Genomic DNA, 16925 nt, shown 5'->3' with positions numbered 1-16925 from the left:
ACCTCTCTTACAGCCACGGCCTGCAGCCTGAAACCCGCCGCAGCCGCCTCACTCTTCCAGCCGCTTGGCCCATAGCAGCGGCTGGTCGAAATTGTACATCACCAGCTCGCCCTCCACGGTCACTTCCATACGGTTGACCAGGCGCATCTGCTCCAGGAACTCCCGCTCGGCAATCATCGTCTCTTCGTCGCACAGCCCGCCGCCGATCTGGAACGGCGACAGCATCAGGTTTTCCAGCCCCGGCCCGAACGTGGTGGTGAAGCTGCGGCACGGGCTGGAGCCGTACAGCGTGCCGCCGTCGAAATCGAACCGCAGGCCTGCAGCCTTCTCCAGCCCCTCGCCGCTGGCCTTCTGCACGATCCAGGCGCCGTCAAGATCTGCTGCCGTGGTTGCGCTCATGGAACTTCCTCCGCTGTGTCCGGTTCCGCTGTCAGAGGCAAACGGCCACACGGCCAGCCCGGCGCATCCCCCCGCAAAGACCGCAAAAACCGCGGCCCGGGCAAGGCGCGGCCCGTTCATTTGGCGTCCGCGGCCGGGTGGAAAACCATCATCGTTTCACCTCGATGCACATCGCGTTCGAGTGTGACAAGCTAGCGGTGATTGACAAGAAAAAAATCTTGCCGGACTCCGGCTTCCATGCGACCCTTGCAAATATGGCAACTTAAGCATCTGGTTTTAAATAGTTTTTCAGTTCAGGGAGCTGCCCCATGCCTCTTGACGGATCCGCTGCAAAAGAAATCAAGCAACAGATGGCAATCGCCCGCAAGCGCGCGCTGTCCTTCGGGTTGTGCTTTGGCAAAAAGATCGAGAATTCGATTTTTCTCACCCACAAGACCAAGGCCGCAAAGGTGCTGGGCAAGCAGGCGAAATCCGATGGCGAAACCCCGCAGTTCACCTTCGGCAGCCTCAAGCTGGACGGCAAGGAACTATCAATGTCGGTCGAGGGCAAGATCGTGCCCGGCATGGCCCGCAAGGCCAAGAAGATGTTCATGGTGGTCGGGCTAAAATACAAGATCCTCATTCTCGATCCCAGCGGCAATGTCGTCGAGTCGGAGGATGATGACGAAGATCAAACGGCGCAGGACGCCCCCCAGGCTGCTCCGGCCGCCAGCGGCGACACCGTCACCGATACGCCGCCGGAAGCACCAGCCGCCCCCTCTGCCGGGCCGGACCCGGCAGAGGCCAAGTGGAAAACTACCGCCGCCAAGGTCGAGGCCAGCATGGCCAAGCTCCGCGACATCACCGGTATCGATCTCTCCAAGGCAGAGACATTGTGGAAAGCGATCCAGGCCAAGGCCGAGGGCAGCGGCTTTGCTGCCGCGCTGGAACATGTCGCCACGCTCTCGGCTGAGATGAAGACCGCCGCCCAGGACGCCGCCGCCCGCGCCAAGCGGCAGAGCCTGCTGGAAGGCAAGTGGCGGCAGGCCGCGGCCAAGCTGGAACCGCTGATCGAAGAGGTGCTGGCACTGAAAACCGCGCAGTCGGAGAAGATCGAAACCGTCTGGACCCAGATCAAGGCCCGCGCCGCCGCCAGCCCGCCGGATTACGAGGGCGCGCTCAAGGCGGTCGGCCCGCTGGCGCAGGCGATTTCCAAGGCCCGCCAGGCCGCCGCGGAAACCGGCAGCGGCGACGCAGTCCCGGCCAGCGCCAAGGCAGCGGCGGCAGGTGATGGCGATACAGTTACAACCGCCAAGCCAGCGGCCCCGGCCAAGGCACCTGAACAGGCTGCCCCGCCCTCCGGGGACACTGGCGGTGATACCGCGGACGCCACTGCCGACGAACAGATCGCCCGGATCGAGTCCGCGCTCAAGGCGCTGAAGGACGGGCCGGTCAAGGCCTACAACACCATGGTGCCGGAGGCGGTCAGCCAGACCCCGGATAAATGGAAGGCCGCGCTCGACAAGGTCGCGGCACTGGCCGCCCAGGCCAAGGCCAAGCCCGAGGACGCCAGCGGCGCCAAGCTGGATGCCGGTGCAAAGGCGCTGGACGCATTGCAAAAGGCGGTTGCCGCCGACACCCAGAACAAGACCGCATTCCAGAAGGCGCTGGAGATCTTCGATCTGCGGATGGTGCCGCTGACCAGCCACCCCAAGGCCGCAGCACCCGAGATCGCGCCGGAGATTACCCGCATCAAGGGCTTGCGCACCGCCGCGGTGGACAGGGCCAAGGCGCACGACCTGAAAACCGCCACGGCGGATCTTACCGCGGCCGAGGCCGAGATTGCCAAGGCCGAAGTCCTGGCGGATGCGTTCGCCCATTTCATGGCGCTCGACCCCGACCGCAAGGCGCTGGCCGATGCCGCCCGCGGCGTCACCGTCGGCGACCCGGCGGTGGACGACGCCGCGCGGGAGATGGAGCGGCTCTACGATGCCGCCCAGCAGGACAAGGCCGCCAAGAAATTCAAGGACGGCATCCAGAAGCTGGACGAGATCGCCAAGGTCCACGAAAGGACCGCCAAGGTGCGGGCGCGGCGCAAACGCTATGAAACCGAGCGCCCGAACGCCAAGACCTGGGTCGACAGCTGGGCCGGGCTTGCCGCCGCGGTCAAAAACCTGCTCAAGGACAAGCTGGACGAGGCCAACGGCTATTACACCGATTCAGACGTGGCCACCTCCAAGGACTACACCGAGTCGCTCAAGAATCTGGACAAGTTCTGGAGCGTGCGGCCCTTCATCGAGAAGGAAATCCCGGTTGTTCAGCAATACGGCCCCAAGCTCACCGCTTTCGAGGCCAAGCTGAAGGCGTTCAAGGAGCACGACGGCGCCTCCGGCATCCAAGCGCTCATCCTCAAGATGGAGGCCGACCTTGCCTCCGCCAAGGCCGAAGCAGTGCTGCACAAATACTCCACCGCCCTGACCCTGCTGGACGCCACCCAGGGCGATTGGCCCGCCGCCACCTCCCAGGCGGACGCTTGCAAGGCCTACAAGGAAAAGCGCGTGGCGGTTCAGGGCAAGATTGACCCGCTGAAAAACGTGCCGCAGGCGGCAACCCTGCTGGAGGACGCCAAGGCCCTGATGGCCGAGGCCGCAGCCGCCGCGCTGAAACTGGACTTCGCCGCCGCCAGCACCTGCCTGGCGGACGCCGGGAAACGGGCGGACAGCGCCAAGGCCGCGGCAGAGGCCGCGGTGGAGCTGGACGGGATGACCGATACCGCCGCGCTCGACGATCTGAAGAAAAAGTGGGATCCGGCCTTCAAGGTCTTCACCGGTATCCGCGACAAGGTGGTCGCGGCCGATACCGGCAATGATTTCACCGCGCTGATCGCCAAGGCCCAATTGCCCGCGGCAGAGGCCGAAAAAGCCAAGACGGCCAAGAAATACGACGATGCAAGGGCGCATCTGGACAGCGCCATCTCAAATCTCAAGCAGGCGATGGTGCTGATCCACCAGCACCGCGCCTACGGCGAGCTGAAGGCCTCGCTGGCGGCGCAGATTGCCGCGCTTGCGCCGCTGAACGATGCCAATTGCCTGCAGCCGCACATCGGCGACGCCAACAAGCTAAGCGGCGAAGCAGACGATCTGATCAAGCCGGAGGCCTATGACTACAAGGGCGCCGAGGCCAAACTTGGCGCCGCCCGCAAAATCGCCGAACAAGCCCGCGCCGACGGCGAGCTGTTCAAGACCATCAAGGCGGACCGCACCAAGGCTGCCGCGATCATCGCCAAGATCACCACCCAAGGCGGCGATGTCGAAGCCCAGCTGACCCACCGCAAGACCGAAGTCCAGGCGTTGCTCGACGAAAGCACAGCCAAGCAGACCGCCCGCGACTTCAAGGCCGCCGCCGGGAAGGCCAAGGCTGCCGCGGGCTGGGAGACAGCCACCGATGCCGACATTCAAATGGTCAAAACAGTGCTGGGCTGGGAGGATCCCTTCTTCAACAACCTGCGTCCGCCGCTGGTCGGCGCGGGCAAGGAAGCCGGCCGGCATCTGATCACCCGGGCGGATGCGGATTTCGCCAAGTACAAGGCGGTTTTGGCGGCCCGCACCTATCCCCTCGCCCGGCCAATGTTCGAGAAGGCCTATCAGAAACTCCTGGCCTGCCAGCGGCTGCTGGCAGCAGAAGCCCTCTACACCCCGGCGCTGACCGATGCCCAGGCGGCGGTGGACGCGCTGGCACCGGAAAACAACGATGCCACCCAGGACCGGATCAAGGCGCTGACGGACCGGCTGGCTGCTGCAAAACTCGACGCCGCGCGCACCGATCTGGCCGACAACGACTACACCCAGGCGACCAAACTTCTGAAGCAGATCACCGAAGACGCCAAGGCGCTGCTGAAATCCATCGAGGGCTCGTCCGATTACGAACCCGCCCGCGCCGCCGCCGAGGCCAAGCTGGCAGAGGCCAAGGGCCACAAGCACGCCGATGCGATCGAGGCCCAGCTGACCCGGCTGACCGCGAAGTACGGCAACCTGGTCAAACTGGCCCCCAGCGACTACGCCACTGCCAAGACCATGGCTGAGGAAGTGGCCAAATCCGCCGAGGAGGCGATCAGCTCCGCCAACACCCATGGCATCCTTGAAGCGGTGAACTCAGCCATCGGCGGCGACGAGGACAGCGCCCCCTGGTGGCCGCAGGTGCAGGCGGCAAAACTGTCGATCAAGGTGGTCGGCAGCCGCGAAAACGCCGCCGTGGCCAAAACCCATCTGGACACCGCCAGTACCGAAATCGAGAACTGCCAAAAGGACGGGCTGGACGCCAAGACCGCCAAGGGCCACCTCAAGGCCGCGTTGGAGGCCTGCAACACCGCTGACGAGGTGATCTCGCAATATGCCTTCATCGCGCAGGAAATCACCCGCGCCCGCGCCGCCCTGCCCCCGGTCACCGGCCACGCTGAGGCGGCTTATGTGAAGGACGAGACCGACGCAGCCGCAAAGCTGCTGGACGGTGCCGAAACTGCTGCCAAGGACGGCCAGAACTACGCCAAGGTCAGCAGCGATATCGAAGCCGCCATCGCCCAGACCAAGACCGCGCTGGAAATGGCCGGGCAGCACAAGCAGTACAAGGAACTGCGCGCCAAACCGGAGGTGGAGCCGCGCCTGAGCGTGCTGGAAAAACACGAGCACCGCTATGCCATCAAGCCCAGCATCGACACCATGCGCAAGAAGCTGGCTGATGCCGCGGCCGCCGTGGCCGGCAAGAAACCGGGCGATGCGATCAAGCTGCTGGAAGAGGCCCGCGCCATCGGCACCAGCGCATTTGTGATGGCGGAAATGCGCGCCAACACTCCGCCCAAAGAGGAAGACATCAAGGAAATCCTGTCGCGGCCCAACGGCACCGATGAACTGGACGCGATGATCGACAACCTGGAGCCGGAAGCACAGCGCGCCGTGGTAAAGGTCGCGTTCAAAGCGCGTTTCGGCTGCGATATCAAGAACTTCAACAACGAGAACCTGGCACCCGCCTCGCAGATTGCGGACGCCAGCCTGAAGGGGCCGAACATCGTCGCCTTCTACAAGGCGATGCAGGATCTGCCGCTGGACCACACGCTGAACAACGACTCGCTGCAAAAGTTCGCCATCAACGAGGCCGACAAGGGCGGCTCGATGTACCAGGGCAACGAAAAGCGGATCGTGATGCATGAAGGCGACGCCGGGGTCTCCCCGAACTATGCCTTCGGCAGCGACGACGCGGTCGGCAGCCTGGACGATGCCGCCACCCCGGAGGAACGCGCCGAGCTGGAGAAATGCAAACCCGCCAATGACGAGCCGATCACTTTCTTCAACTGGAACACCCTGCATGAAGTCGGCCATGCGGTCGACGACAAGCACGGGTTCATGAACAGCAACGGCAAAAAGAAGGAGTTCGGCGGCTGGACCGAACACGGCATGGATATCTCCGGCATCGCCGAAAAGATCGCCACGAAGTTCAGCTATGACAAGGCATTTGTCATCGAATACATGGCCCACAACAAAAGCGCCCATGTGCCGCCCAGGCCGGAGGACGAAACCTGCACCGACGAGGAATGGGATAGCCGCCGGGTCCAGATGCAGGCCTTTGTCGACATGGCCTCGGAACCCGCCCAGCCCTGGTCCAGCATGGCCACCGCCAAAAAGCTGGCGATCGGCGGGGTTGTCTACCAGGAAAGCTATCCCAGCACCTGGAACTCCTACCTGCTGAGCGAGCGTGCCAAGGGGATCACCGGCTACCAGTTCCGGGCGCCCGGCGAATGGTTCTCGGAGCTTTATGCTGCCTTCCACTCCGGCAAACTGAAGCCGAACCACCCGGCCGCTGACTGGCTCTCGAAACTCTGACCCCATCGAAAGGCTGCTGACCGATGTCCCTATTTCACCCCGTCAACCTGGTTTGCCCGCACTGCGAGGCACCGGTGACCATGATGGCTGTGGGCAGCGTGAACGCCGACCGCCGCCCCGACCTGCGCGAAGACATCCTAAAGGACCGGTTCCAGGACACCGAATGCGGCACCTGCGGCGAAGGCTTCCGGCTGCAGCCGCAGTTCAACTACCTTGATGCCGGCCACGGCCAGTGGATCGCGGCAATGCCCGCCAGCCGCCTGCGCGACCACCTGGAGCTGGAGGACGAGGCCAAGGCGCTGTTCGACACCAGCTACGGGGCGCAGGCCCCGGCGGCGGCGCGCGACGTCGGCAGCGGCCTGGCGGTGCGCCTGACCTTCGGCTGGCCCGCGGTGCGGGAGAAACTCCTGGTCAGGCAGCTGGGCCTGGATGACACGATTGTCGAGATGATGAAGCTGCACATCCTGCGCAGCGTGGAGTCTGTGCCGATGGCCGAAGGCATCGAACTGCGCCTGGTCGAGGCGGATGAAGATGCAGACGGCTATGTCTTCGCCTGGCTGGAGACCGCGTCCGAGAGATACATCGAATACATGACCGTCCCGGCAGAACTGTACCGCGCCATCCAGAGCAACCCGGAAGGCTGGGCGGCGGTCCGCAGCCGCCTGGAAGCCGGCTGTTTCGTCGACATGCAGAAGCTCTACATGGGCGAGGGCCGCCACCCGGGCTGACCATCCCGGCGCCCCCTACCCCGCGGCAGCCGGGCAGCGCTAGCGGGCGCCCAGCTCGATGACGCGGGTGGCCGCGGTGTAATCGCTTTCGATCAGCAGGATCACCAGCAGGCCGATCAGCGCCAGCGGCGGCAGCAGGATGGCATAGCTCAGCGCCAGCCGCTCCCAGGCCATATGCATGAAAACAGCGGTGATCAGCCCCGCCTTCAGCACCATGAAGATCAGGATCAGGCTCCACCGCAGGATGCCCTGCAGCCCGGCATAATCGACATAATACGACGCCGCGCTCAGCACGAACAGCAGCCCCCAGACCAGCAGGTAAAGCTTGATCGGATGCTGCTGGCCGCCGTGCTCATCAACTGCAGCTTTGGCGTGCGTCCCACCGATCTCTGATGAATGTGCCATTCCGTCCCCCTACCACAAATAGAAGAATGCAAAGATGAAGACCCAGACCAGATCGACGAAGTGCCAGTAGAGCCCCATGATCTCGACGCCCTCATAGTCGCCGTTGCCGGCCGACAGCCAGCTGCGCTGGCCGCCGTCGAAATCGCCGCGCCAGACCTTCCGCGCGATAATCACCAGGAAAATGACCCCGATCGTGACATGGGTTCCGTGAAAGCCGGTGATCATAAAGAAGCTCGCCCCGAACTGCTCCGCCCCCCAGGGGTTTTCCCAGGGCCGGACGCCTTCTGAAATCAGCTTGGTCCACTCAAAGGCCTGCATGCCGACAAAGGCGGCCCCCAGCGCCGCGGTTGCCAGCATCAGCAGCGCGGTTGGAACGCGGGCCTTGCGGTAGGCGCTGTTGACCGCCATCGCCATGGTGCCGGAGGAGGAGATCAGCACAAAGGTCATGATCGCGATCAGCAGCAGCGGAAAATTATGGCCGCCGATGTGCAGGGCAAACACCTCGCTTGCGTTCGGCCAGTCCACGGTGGTTGAACTGCGCGCGGTCATATAGGCGACCAGGAAACAGGCAAAGACAAAGGTGTCGCTCAACAGCAGGATCCACATCATCGCCTTGCCCCAGGAGACCCGCTTGAACACCCGCTGATCGGACCCCCAGTCGGCGGCAAAGCCGCTGTGGCCCTGCTGCAGCAGGGACTGGTCCTGGCCTTGGAATTTGCTCTCCATGTCTATCCCCCTAACTCACGGCAGCGCGGCACAGCGCCAGAAACGCGTTGCCCCAGCCCTGCAGCAGCGCAAACAGCATCAGCCAGAACGCCAGCAGCACGTGCCAGTACAGCGCGCAGGCCCGGACGCCTGGCAGCAGCGCCCTGACATCCCCTGCCCCGGCATGGCGCAGGCACACCGCCGCCAGCGCGATGATGCCGCCCAGCAAGTGCAGCCCGTGCAGGCCGGTGATCAGGTAAAAGAAACTCGCTGCCGGGGCGCCGTCCAGCCGGTAACCGCCCGCGGCCAGCGTGATCCACACCTGCACCTGGCCCGCCAGAAAGGCCAGTGTGGCGATGCTGGCGGCAATCAGGCTGGCGCGCAGCCAGCGCGCGGTGCCCGCCCGCGCCGCAATCACCACGAACTGCAGGCAGACGCTGGCCAAAAGCAGCAGCGCGGTATTCAGCCAGACCCGGCCCGGCAGCGGCACCAGCTCCCAGGGGGTCTCCTCGATCTGCATGACAAAGGCGCTGCCCAGCATCGCAAACAGCCCGCCGGCCACCGCCAGGAAGACCACGATAAAGACAAACCCGGGCGCCCGGCCCGGACCATGGCCCGCCAGCGGCGCAATACCGGTTTCCAGCCAGGGTTTGGAGGCCAGCCGCTGCTGCGACAGCCACAGCCCGGCAGCCAGGGCGACCAGCGCCAGAAAGGCAAGGATGACCGTCACAGCCGCCTGCCCTCCCCGTCCGGCACCCAGGGATCGTTCTGGGCGACGTAATCCTCCGGTGCGCCGGGCACGCTGTAATCATAGGCCCAGCGGTAGACATCGGGCAGCGCCTCCCAATTGCCGTGGCGCGGCGGGGTCTCGGGCGTCTGCCACTCCAACGAGGCCGCCCGCCACGGATTGCCGCCCGCCGCGCGGCCGCGGCGCAGGCTCCAGAAGATGTTGAACAGGAACAGCACCTGCACGGCCCCGACAATCAGCGCGGCAGAGGAGATGAAGGCGTTCAAGCCATCCACCGGCGCGGTCAGGAACTCAGGCTCGCCAATCTCGAAATACCGGCGCGGCACCCCGACAAGCCCGACATAATGCATCGGAAAGAATACCGCATAGGCGCCGATGAAGGTGACCCAGAAATGGATCTGGCCCATCGCCTCGTTCAGCATCCGGCCGGTGATCTTGGGATACCAGTGGTAGACGGCGCCAAAGATCACCATGATCGGCGCCACCCCCATCACCATATGAAAATGCGCCACCACGAACATCGTGTCGGATAGCGGCACATCGACCACCACATTGCCAAGGAACAGACCCGTAAGCCCGCCGTTCACAAAGGTCACAATGAACCCAAGCGCAAACAGCATCGGCAATGTCAGATGGATATCGCCCCGCCACAGGGTCAGCACCCAGTTGTAGACCTTGATCGCCGTCGGAATGGCGATGATCAGCGTGGTGGTGGCAAAGAAAAAGCCGAACCACGGGTGCATGCCGGAGACATACATGTGGTGCGCCCAGACGATGAAGCTCAGCGCGCCGATAATGACGATGGCCCAGACCATCATCCGGTAGCCAAAGACATTCTTGCGCGCGTGCACCGCGATCAGGTCCGAAACGATGCCGAAGGCGGGCAGCGCCACGATATAGACCTCGGGGTGGCCGAAGAACCAGAACAGATGCTGAAAGGCAATCGGGCTGCCGCCGCCGTAGCTGAGCTTTTCGCCCAGCTCCACCAGCGCCGGCATGAAGAACGAGGTGCCCAGCAGCCGGTCGAACAGCATCATCACGCAGGCCACAAACAGCGCCGGGAACGCCAGCAGCGCCATCACCGTGGCGGTGAAGATGCCCCAGACTGTCAGCGGCAGCCGCATCATCGTCATGCCGCGGGTGCGGGCCTGCAGCACGGTGACCGCATAGTTCAGCCCGCCCATGGTGAAGCCGATGATGAACAGGACCAGCGACACCAGCATCAGGATGATGCCGCTTTGCGCCCCGCCCGGGGTGCCCGACAGCACCGCCTGCGGCGGGTACAGCGTCCAGCCCGCGCCGGTCGGCCCGCCGGGGACAAAGAAGCTGGCCACCAGCACCAGCACCGCCAGCAGATAGATCCAGTAGCTGAGCATGTTGACGAAGGGGAACACCATATCGCGGGCGCCGACCATCAGCGGGATCAGATAATTGCCGAAACCGCCAAGGAAGATCGCGGTCAGCAGGTAGATCACCATGATCATCCCGTGCATGGTGACAAACTGGTAATAGGCCTCGGCGGTGATGAAGTCGAAAGTGCCGGGAAAGCCCAGCTGCAGCCGCATCAGCCAGGACAGCACCAGCGCCACCAGGCCGATCGCCGCGGCTGTGCCGGAATACTGAAGAGCAATGTACTTGGCGTCCTGCGAAAAGACGTACTTGCCGATCCAGCTGTGCGCATGCGGCGGCATCACGTCGGCAACTTCGCGCGGCGGCAAAGTGCTGTCTTGGTCAGGCAGGTAGTCGGTCATTGCAAGACTCCGTTACTGTTACGCCCCGCCTGGCCGAAGGCCGGGCAGCGACCGCCCGCCGCCACGGGCGGGGCACTTTGTTTCCGCCCCCGGACGGACCCTGCCCTCTTCGCGTTAAGGCACAGCCTTCATCGTGCGGCGAATTGGGTCCCCGGGTCGCGTGCACGGGCGTAGTCTTCAAAAGTCAGCTGCTCCTGCAGCCACTCCTGGTATTCGCCAGCCTCCACCACGGTCACATAGCCGCGCATAAAGGGATGCGCGGTGCCGCAGTATTCGGCGCACAGCACCTCAAAGCCGCCGGTGCGGGTCGGGGTGAACCAGATGTAGGTGACCATGCCCGGCACCATGTCCATCTTGGCGCGGAACTCCGGCACATAGAAATTGTGCAAAACGTCGATTGAGCGCAGCAGCAGCTTCACCGGCCGGTCCACCGGCAGATAGACCTCGCCGCCCTCAATGATCAGGTCGTCTTTGCCGAACCGGTCATGCGGGTTGATGCCCAGAGGATTCTCGCCGCTCACCCATTCTGCATCCGCGGTGCCCAGCACCCCGTCAGCACCGGGCAGCCTGTAGGACCAGCTCCACTGCTGGCCGAAGACCTCAAGCTCGGCAGCGTCTTCCGGCACCGTGACGAACTGCTTCCACACGAACAGCCCCGGCACCAGCATCGCAGCCACCCCAACGGCGGTCACCCCGGTCAGCCACCACTCCAGGCGCTTGTTTTCCGGGTCGAACACCGCCTTGTGCCCCGGCCGGTGCCGGTACTTCAGCACGCAGTAGGCAGTAAACAACACAACCGCAGCAAACACCGCCCCGGTAATCCAGAAGGTGATGACCAGCGTGTTGTCGATATAGTCCCAGTTCGACGCGATCGGTGTCCACCACCATGGGCTGAATAGATGGAACGCGATGGACCCTACTACGATCAAGACGAGCGCGACCACTATAAGCATCCCGCCCCCTTTCCCTGCACTGCGGAACATCCGGGATGCCCGGCCGGCAAGACTGTTGGTAAGCCGACCCACTATAGTCAATTTTGGCACATTAATCCAGTGAACCGCGCTGCCAGGTTGAATGCGCTGCTGGCCGGACCGCCGCCCGGCCCGCCCCCGGCCGGTGCCTGACTGCTGCCTGACAGGTGCCTGACCGGCAAAACCCGGCCTCCGCCATCAACGCAGCGCCACCGCCCCCGCGGCCGCGGCCCGCCTTAGCCAGCCAGCCGTGCAGCCGCCCCTTCCGCCGCAACCGCGGCCGGAAAACGTGTTCTGAGCGTAAAAATGAGGAAACCTTTGCCGTGCGCCCGCAATGCGCGAGCGCCTTTCCATCAAGCAAAGGAATAACGATATGGAACACAACAACATCCTGACACACATGCAGGCCATTGCAGACCGGTTCGCAGCAGAGGGGCTGTCGCTCTACGTGTGCACCAGCCCGGCAGAACTGCCGGGCCTCCTGGAGGAAATCGGCAAAGAGCGGGTTCACCCCATGTCCGAAGTCAGTGACCAGGAACTGCGCTCGGACCGGGCCTTCTGGCTGTTCCTCAAACGCGGCAGCAAATGCATCACCTGCATCTCCGCCAAGCGCGTCGTTTTGGACGGCCAGGACTTCGGCAACTATTTCCGCAGCCTCGCTGCATCCCGCTACGGCGGACGGGACGGGGTCGTGGAAAGCGTCTCGCAGCCGCTGATCGATGAGCTGCAGGGCAGGCTCATCTACTTTGGCGGCATCGAAGTCGCTCCTGACGAACGGGGCGGCATCCGGCGGCTCGGCGACTTCGCCCAGTACGTGAAACTGCTGGCCGCCCTGCGCTGGGAGTTCGACTGGATGTACACGATCATCGCCTACAAGCACCGCCGCCTAGCCGACGACTACGGCTTCAACGGCAAATACCGCAATGCCATCAGCTGGGCTGAACCGGTCCCGGAAGGGCTGTCGAATGATCAGATGATCCTAGGCCTCAACGCTGTCCATTTCTCGCACATTGTCAGCAGTGTCGAGCCAGGTCAGCTTTGAAAAAACTGCAGTGACCGGCGCCCCTTGGGGGCCGGTCACCCTCATGGTCACCTTGCGGTAGCCGCCCTTCACCCGCAGCCCCTTGATGATCACGTCCAGCTCCTCGTCGGTCACCAGATAGGGCACCTCATCCAGCATCCGGTGCGAATGCATGGCGCGCTGGATGATCTTCTCCTCAAAGGAGCCGACGATGCGGTAAAAATCCCGGTTTCCCGCCAGCATCAGCCGTTCAGCGGTCGGGCTGCGCTTGCCGATCTGGATCGGGTGCATCATCTGGTCCGTGGCCTCGATCGGCTTGTAAAGGTCAACCTGGTCCTCGAACCACTCCCAGTTTTTCAGCTGGCCGCCTTCCTGATGGTACCAGTCCAGAATGTGGTCGGTAGTCACGTTGAAGCCGGCCCTGCAGCAGGCCGCGCGCTCCGCATTGGCGCGATCTGCCGCCCGCCACCGGTTGAGCCCGCCCGCAGCCCCCCCGGCACCGCCGGGCGGGTCAAAGAAGAACTGGATTGGAATGCCCAGACCCGCCGACAGCAGCGCCACCGAAGAGGCAGGTATTTCGCGGTTGTTCCGCATCTGGCTTCTCAGCGTGCCGTAATTGACGCCGGAAATCGCGCAGGCCTTCATCAGCTTCACCCCTGCGACCCGGCAGGCGGCATCAATACGGTCAGCGATCATCGGCACCTCAAAAGTTCACATATGTGACTTTTTCTTCGAACAGTTGACACTTGTCAATCAACCTATCAACAATCAAGGCGCGCGAACTTTTCCGCAATAGGCGAGTTTCCATTGGAACAATCGGACGATAACCCGCACCGCTCCGGGGGCACTGGGGCTGACCTGCCCTCCCGCAGCAGCGATCTGGAACTTTTGCAAAAGGCCTGCCAGGCCTCAGGAAGGAATCTCAGATTCTGGGCCGATCTGACCGATGGGATGGACCCGGCCTCGCTGGCCCTGCTGGTGTCGCGGGCCCATCTGGTCTCGACGGAATTTTCGTCCACCTGCGAGCCTCTGCAGCGGGACCAGCGCGAAGCCGTTTCCCTGTTTTCGCAAATCGGGCCGCGCGACCGGAACACCTTTCTGACCGGGCTGCGCAGCCTGGTTGCCCGCCGCAAAGGCCAGCTGAACTAACCCGCCGCCGCACCCAGCAAGCGGCCAAGGATCCGGTAGCAGGACGGATCCTGCATCTGGCTCACATTGAACCGCATGAAAGACGAAGCGCTCTGCGTTGCGCTGAACACATTGCCCGGTGCCAGCACCAGCCGTTCCTGCAGCGCGGCGCGGGCAATCTCCGCTGCATCCGCGCCGCCCGGCAGTTCGCACCACAGGTAGAACCCGCCGCGCGGCCGCACCCAGGGCCGGATGCCCAGATCCAGAAGCCGGCTCTCCGTTTCGGCCCGGCAGCGGCCCAGCCGGTCCCGCAGCCCATCCACATGCCTGCGGTAGCCGCCTTCGTTCAGCACCCTGCACAGCAGCTCCGCCACCATCGGGCTTGGGCCGCTGAAATTCACCGCCACCTGCAGATCCGTCAGCGCCTCGATCCAACCGCCGCAGGCAGCGATGTAACCGCAGCGCAGCGAGGCCGACAGCGTCTTGGAAAAGCTGCCGATCCGCACCACCCGCTCCAGCCCGTCCAGCGCCGCCAGCCGCGGCGAAACATCCGGCTCGAACTCGGCAAAAATATCGTCCTCGACAATAATCATCTCATGCGCTGCAGCCAGGGCAAGCACCCGGTGCGCAACCGCGGCGGAAATGGTTGCACCGGTTGGATTGTGCAGCGCCGAATTGGTCAGGTACAGCCGCGGCCGCTGCGCCGCCAGCGCCGCTTCGAACGCCCCAAGATCCGGCCCCGCCGGCGTATAGGGCACACTGACGATGCGGATCTGATGTGCCCGCAGCAGCGCTTGGAAATTGAAGTAGCAGGGATCGTCCACCAGCACCGCATCGCCCGGCCGCAGCAGCAGCCGGCAGATAAGATCCAGCGCCTGCGAGCCTGAGCCCGTCAGCAGGATGCGGTCCGGCTCCGCCTCCAGCCCCTGGTCGAACAGCCGCCGGGCGATGTGCCGCCGCAGCCCCGCCTCCCCCTTCGCGCTGCCATAGGTGGTGAGCACGGCGCTTGGGCCCGCCGCCAGCGACCGCATCGCCCGGCGCAGCGCAGAGACCGGCATCCAGTCATCCGGCAGCCAGCCGCATCCGGGCATCGGCACATCCTTGCGGGAATCGATCGACTGGCGCGCCACCCAAAGCGGGTCCACCTCACGCGCCAGCTGCGGCCCTGTTTCCGATACCGTAAAGGGCTGCGGCTTGTCGGCGACGTAAAAACCCGCGCCGCGCCGCGCATAGATCACCCCTTCGGCAGCCAGCTGGTCATAGGCGTCCGCCACCGTCGACGGAGACACCCCCAGCCGGGCCGCGCAGCCGCGGATGGACGGCAGCTTATCCCCCGCCGCCAGCGCCCGCGAGGTGATGCGCCTCTTGATGTCATGGACGACCTGTTCGCGGCGGGATGGGGACGCCATGTGCTGCCTCGTTGCCCTGTCATACCAGCCACTACAATTCTAGGAAATTGTATGGCTCCGCTTGTGTCTACTGCATCAAATGCCCTGTGCAAATGCCAATTCAGCTTAATTGCGGCCGCCCTGCCCTCCCCGGCAACTCCACCAATTCCTTCCGCTTCCCGTCTCTGCACAGTTTCTGCACGAAAGCCCCCTGAAACCTGCGCAGACCGCCCCCCAAAGATGCAAGTGCAGCCCGCATCACTGCAGGCAAGAAAAACAGCAAGCAGGAGACAGGACATGAGGCAGGAACTGGTGATTCACGGAGTGCCCGACAGCATCCGGCTGGACGCATGGTGGCTGGAAACGGCGGCGGCCCCGCCCCCGGCGCAGAACGGCCGCCGCAAGGCAGGCGGCCCGCTGCTCGCTTCGCTGCGGATGCGCCACGCGATCCCGCTTCTCGGGGCCTTGGTTGCGCTGGCCGACTGGCTGTTCTGGGATCAGCCCGCAGGCATATCCTTTGCGGTCTTTGCGCTGGTCCTTTCCGCCGCCATCCTGGCCATGAAGCCCCGGCGGCCAACCGCCCGGCAATGGGCCGCGGCGCTCGGCTTTGCGGTGCTCAGCAACTTGCCCGCAGCCATTGAGCTGCAGTTCCTGTCCGTGCTGTTCAGCCTCGGCGGGCTGGCCTGCCTTGCGGCCTGGGCGGTCTACGGGCCTGCCGCCGGCGAACGGCTGGTGCTGCGCCTTGCCCTGCGCCTGCCGACCATCGGCGCCGCGCTGATGCTGCGCAGCGCGTTTCGCGCCCTGCCCGCCGCGGGCCTCGGCTCCGGCGCCCGCCGCCAGGCGGCGTCACTGGCGCTGCCGCTGCTCATGGGCACGGTTTTCCTGATGCTGCTGGCCTCCGCCAACCCGGTGCTGGAGGAGCTCCTGGCAGAGCTGGACCCGGGCCGCCTGTTCGAGCTGCAGTTCTGGCTGCGGCTCCTGTTCTGGACCGTGACGGCGGCGCTGCTGTGGCCCTGCCTCAACCTCAGCGAGACATGGCTGGGCAACGCCGCGCGCCCCGCTTCCGTGCAAAAGGCAGGCCCCAGCCGGGCCGCCTTTCTGATCAATCCAGTGTCGGTGCGCAATTCGCTGCTGCTGTTCAACCTGCTGTTCCTTGTGCAGACCGTCATGGACATCGGCATCCTGACCGGCGGCGTGTCCCTGCCGCAGGGGATGAGCTATGCGTCCTACGCCCACCGCGGCGCCTATCCGCTGGTGGTAACCGCGCTGCTGGCGGGCGTATTCACACTGGTGACCCGCAGCATGATCGGCGCCGACCGGACCTTGCGCGCCCTGGTCTATCTGTGGCTGGCGCAGAACATGTTCCTGGTGCTGACCGCGGCCATCCGGCTGCACCATTATGTCGGGGCTTATGCGCTGACCTATCTGCGGGTGGCCGCCTTCATCTGGATGGCGCTGGTGCTGGCGGGCCTGCTGCTGACCGTGGTGCAGATCCACCGAGGGCACGGCACCGCCTGGCTGCTACGCCGCTGCTTTGCCGCACTGCTGGCCACCCTCTACACCTGCGGCTTCGTGAACTTCGCCGGCGTGATCGCCAGCTACAATCTGACCCGCGCCAGCACCCTGGCGGAACCGGACACCTATTACATCTGCAGCCTCGGCGCCGGTGCCTATCCCGCCATCCACGCCCATGAAAGTGAAACCGGCCAGCAGGTCTGCGGCAGCGGAATGCAGTATGATCCGGCCAGGGACGCCACCACCAACTGGCGCGAATGGGGCTTTCGGAGCTGGCGCATCCAAGCCTATTATCAGCAGCAGAATTGAAGGAC

13 protein-coding genes are annotated in these 16925 nt (G+C 64.4%); 5 read left to right on the top strand and 8 right to left on the bottom strand.

Features of this window, described 5'->3' with window-relative positions:
• Window positions 1-48: 48 nt before the first annotated feature.
• A complete protein-coding gene (locus tag AC5STB_RS22090) occupies window positions 49-399 on the bottom strand; it encodes an META domain-containing protein (protein ID WP_495445019.1) in 351 nt (116 codons plus the stop codon).
• 308 nt (window positions 400-707) lie between these two features.
• Between AC5STB_RS22090 and AC5STB_RS22085 the strand changes: the two genes are divergently transcribed.
• Both AC5STB_RS22085 and AC5STB_RS22080 read left to right on the top strand, forming a co-directional pair.
• Window positions 708-6251, top strand: a complete 5544-nt coding sequence (locus tag AC5STB_RS22085; RefSeq protein ID WP_495445018.1) for a hypothetical protein — start codon at window positions 708-710, stop codon at window positions 6249-6251.
• 23 nt (window positions 6252-6274) lie between these two features.
• Complete coding sequence (locus AC5STB_RS22080; protein WP_495445017.1) at window positions 6275-6979, top strand: CpXC domain-containing protein; 705 nt, start codon at window positions 6275-6277, stop codon at window positions 6977-6979.
• A 39-nt stretch (window positions 6980-7018) separates the two neighbouring features.
• On the opposite strand, the gene AC5STB_RS22075 is transcribed toward AC5STB_RS22080, so the two are convergent.
• The 5 genes from AC5STB_RS22075 to AC5STB_RS22055 form a co-directional block, all read right to left on the bottom strand.
• Window positions 7019-7384, bottom strand: a complete 366-nt coding sequence (locus tag AC5STB_RS22075; protein ID WP_495445016.1) for a cytochrome C oxidase subunit IV family protein — start codon at window positions 7382-7384, stop codon at window positions 7019-7021.
• Between the two features lie 9 nt (window positions 7385-7393).
• Window positions 7394-8110: a heme-copper oxidase subunit III family protein gene (locus tag AC5STB_RS22070; protein WP_495445015.1), complete on the bottom strand. Its 717-nt coding sequence runs from the start codon at window positions 8108-8110 to the stop codon at window positions 7394-7396.
• A 10-nt stretch (window positions 8111-8120) separates the two neighbouring features.
• Window positions 8121-8819 carry a cytochrome c oxidase subunit 3 gene (locus AC5STB_RS22065; protein ID WP_495445014.1) on the bottom strand — a complete coding sequence of 233 codons (699 nt, stop codon included), beginning with the start codon at window positions 8817-8819 and terminating at the stop codon, window positions 8121-8123.
• The gene (locus AC5STB_RS22060; protein ID WP_495445013.1) at window positions 8816-10588 is read right to left on the bottom strand and encodes a cbb3-type cytochrome c oxidase subunit I; all 1773 of its coding nucleotides are present in this window, start codon (window positions 10586-10588) and stop codon (window positions 8816-8818) included. Before AC5STB_RS22060 ends, AC5STB_RS22065 begins: the two co-directional genes overlap by 4 nt.
• 128 nt (window positions 10589-10716) lie before the next feature.
• On the bottom strand, window positions 10717-11541 hold the full coding sequence (locus tag AC5STB_RS22055; protein WP_495445012.1) for a cytochrome c oxidase subunit II: 825 nt from the start codon (window positions 11539-11541) through the stop codon (window positions 10717-10719).
• A 391-nt stretch (window positions 11542-11932) separates the two neighbouring features.
• Between AC5STB_RS22055 and AC5STB_RS22050 the strand changes: the two genes are divergently transcribed.
• Window positions 11933-12601: a hypothetical protein gene (locus tag AC5STB_RS22050; protein WP_495445011.1), complete on the top strand. Its 669-nt coding sequence runs from the start codon at window positions 11933-11935 to the stop codon at window positions 12599-12601.
• Here AC5STB_RS22050 and AC5STB_RS22045 read toward each other — a convergent pair.
• A complete protein-coding gene (locus AC5STB_RS22045; RefSeq protein ID WP_495445010.1) occupies window positions 12539-13276 on the bottom strand; it encodes a hypothetical protein in 738 nt (245 codons plus the stop codon). The two genes, AC5STB_RS22050 and AC5STB_RS22045, sit on opposite strands and share 63 nt — an antisense overlap.
• Window positions 13277-13387: 111 nt before the next feature.
• Here AC5STB_RS22045 and AC5STB_RS22040 point away from each other — a divergent pair, with 111 nt between their 5' ends.
• Window positions 13388-13729, top strand: a complete 342-nt coding sequence (locus tag AC5STB_RS22040; protein ID WP_495445009.1) for a hypothetical protein — start codon at window positions 13388-13390, stop codon at window positions 13727-13729.
• On the opposite strand, the gene AC5STB_RS22035 is transcribed toward AC5STB_RS22040, so the two are convergent.
• Window positions 13726-15117 (bottom strand): aminotransferase-like domain-containing protein, encoded by a 1392-nt coding sequence (locus AC5STB_RS22035; protein ID WP_495445008.1) that lies wholly within the window; start codon window positions 15115-15117, stop codon window positions 13726-13728. The two genes, AC5STB_RS22040 and AC5STB_RS22035, sit on opposite strands and share 4 nt — an antisense overlap.
• A gap of 276 nt (window positions 15118-15393) precedes the next feature.
• Between AC5STB_RS22035 and AC5STB_RS22030 the strand changes: the two genes are divergently transcribed.
• Complete coding sequence (locus AC5STB_RS22030) at window positions 15394-16920, top strand: DUF4153 domain-containing protein (protein ID WP_495445007.1); 1527 nt, start codon at window positions 15394-15396, stop codon at window positions 16918-16920.
• The last annotated feature ends 5 nt before the right edge of the window (window positions 16921-16925 follow it).

Source organism: Leisingera sp. CC-HEC093 (assembly GCF_059429195.1).
The sequence above is the reverse complement of the archived record's forward strand: the minus strand, read 5'-3'. Positions and strand labels throughout refer to the sequence as shown.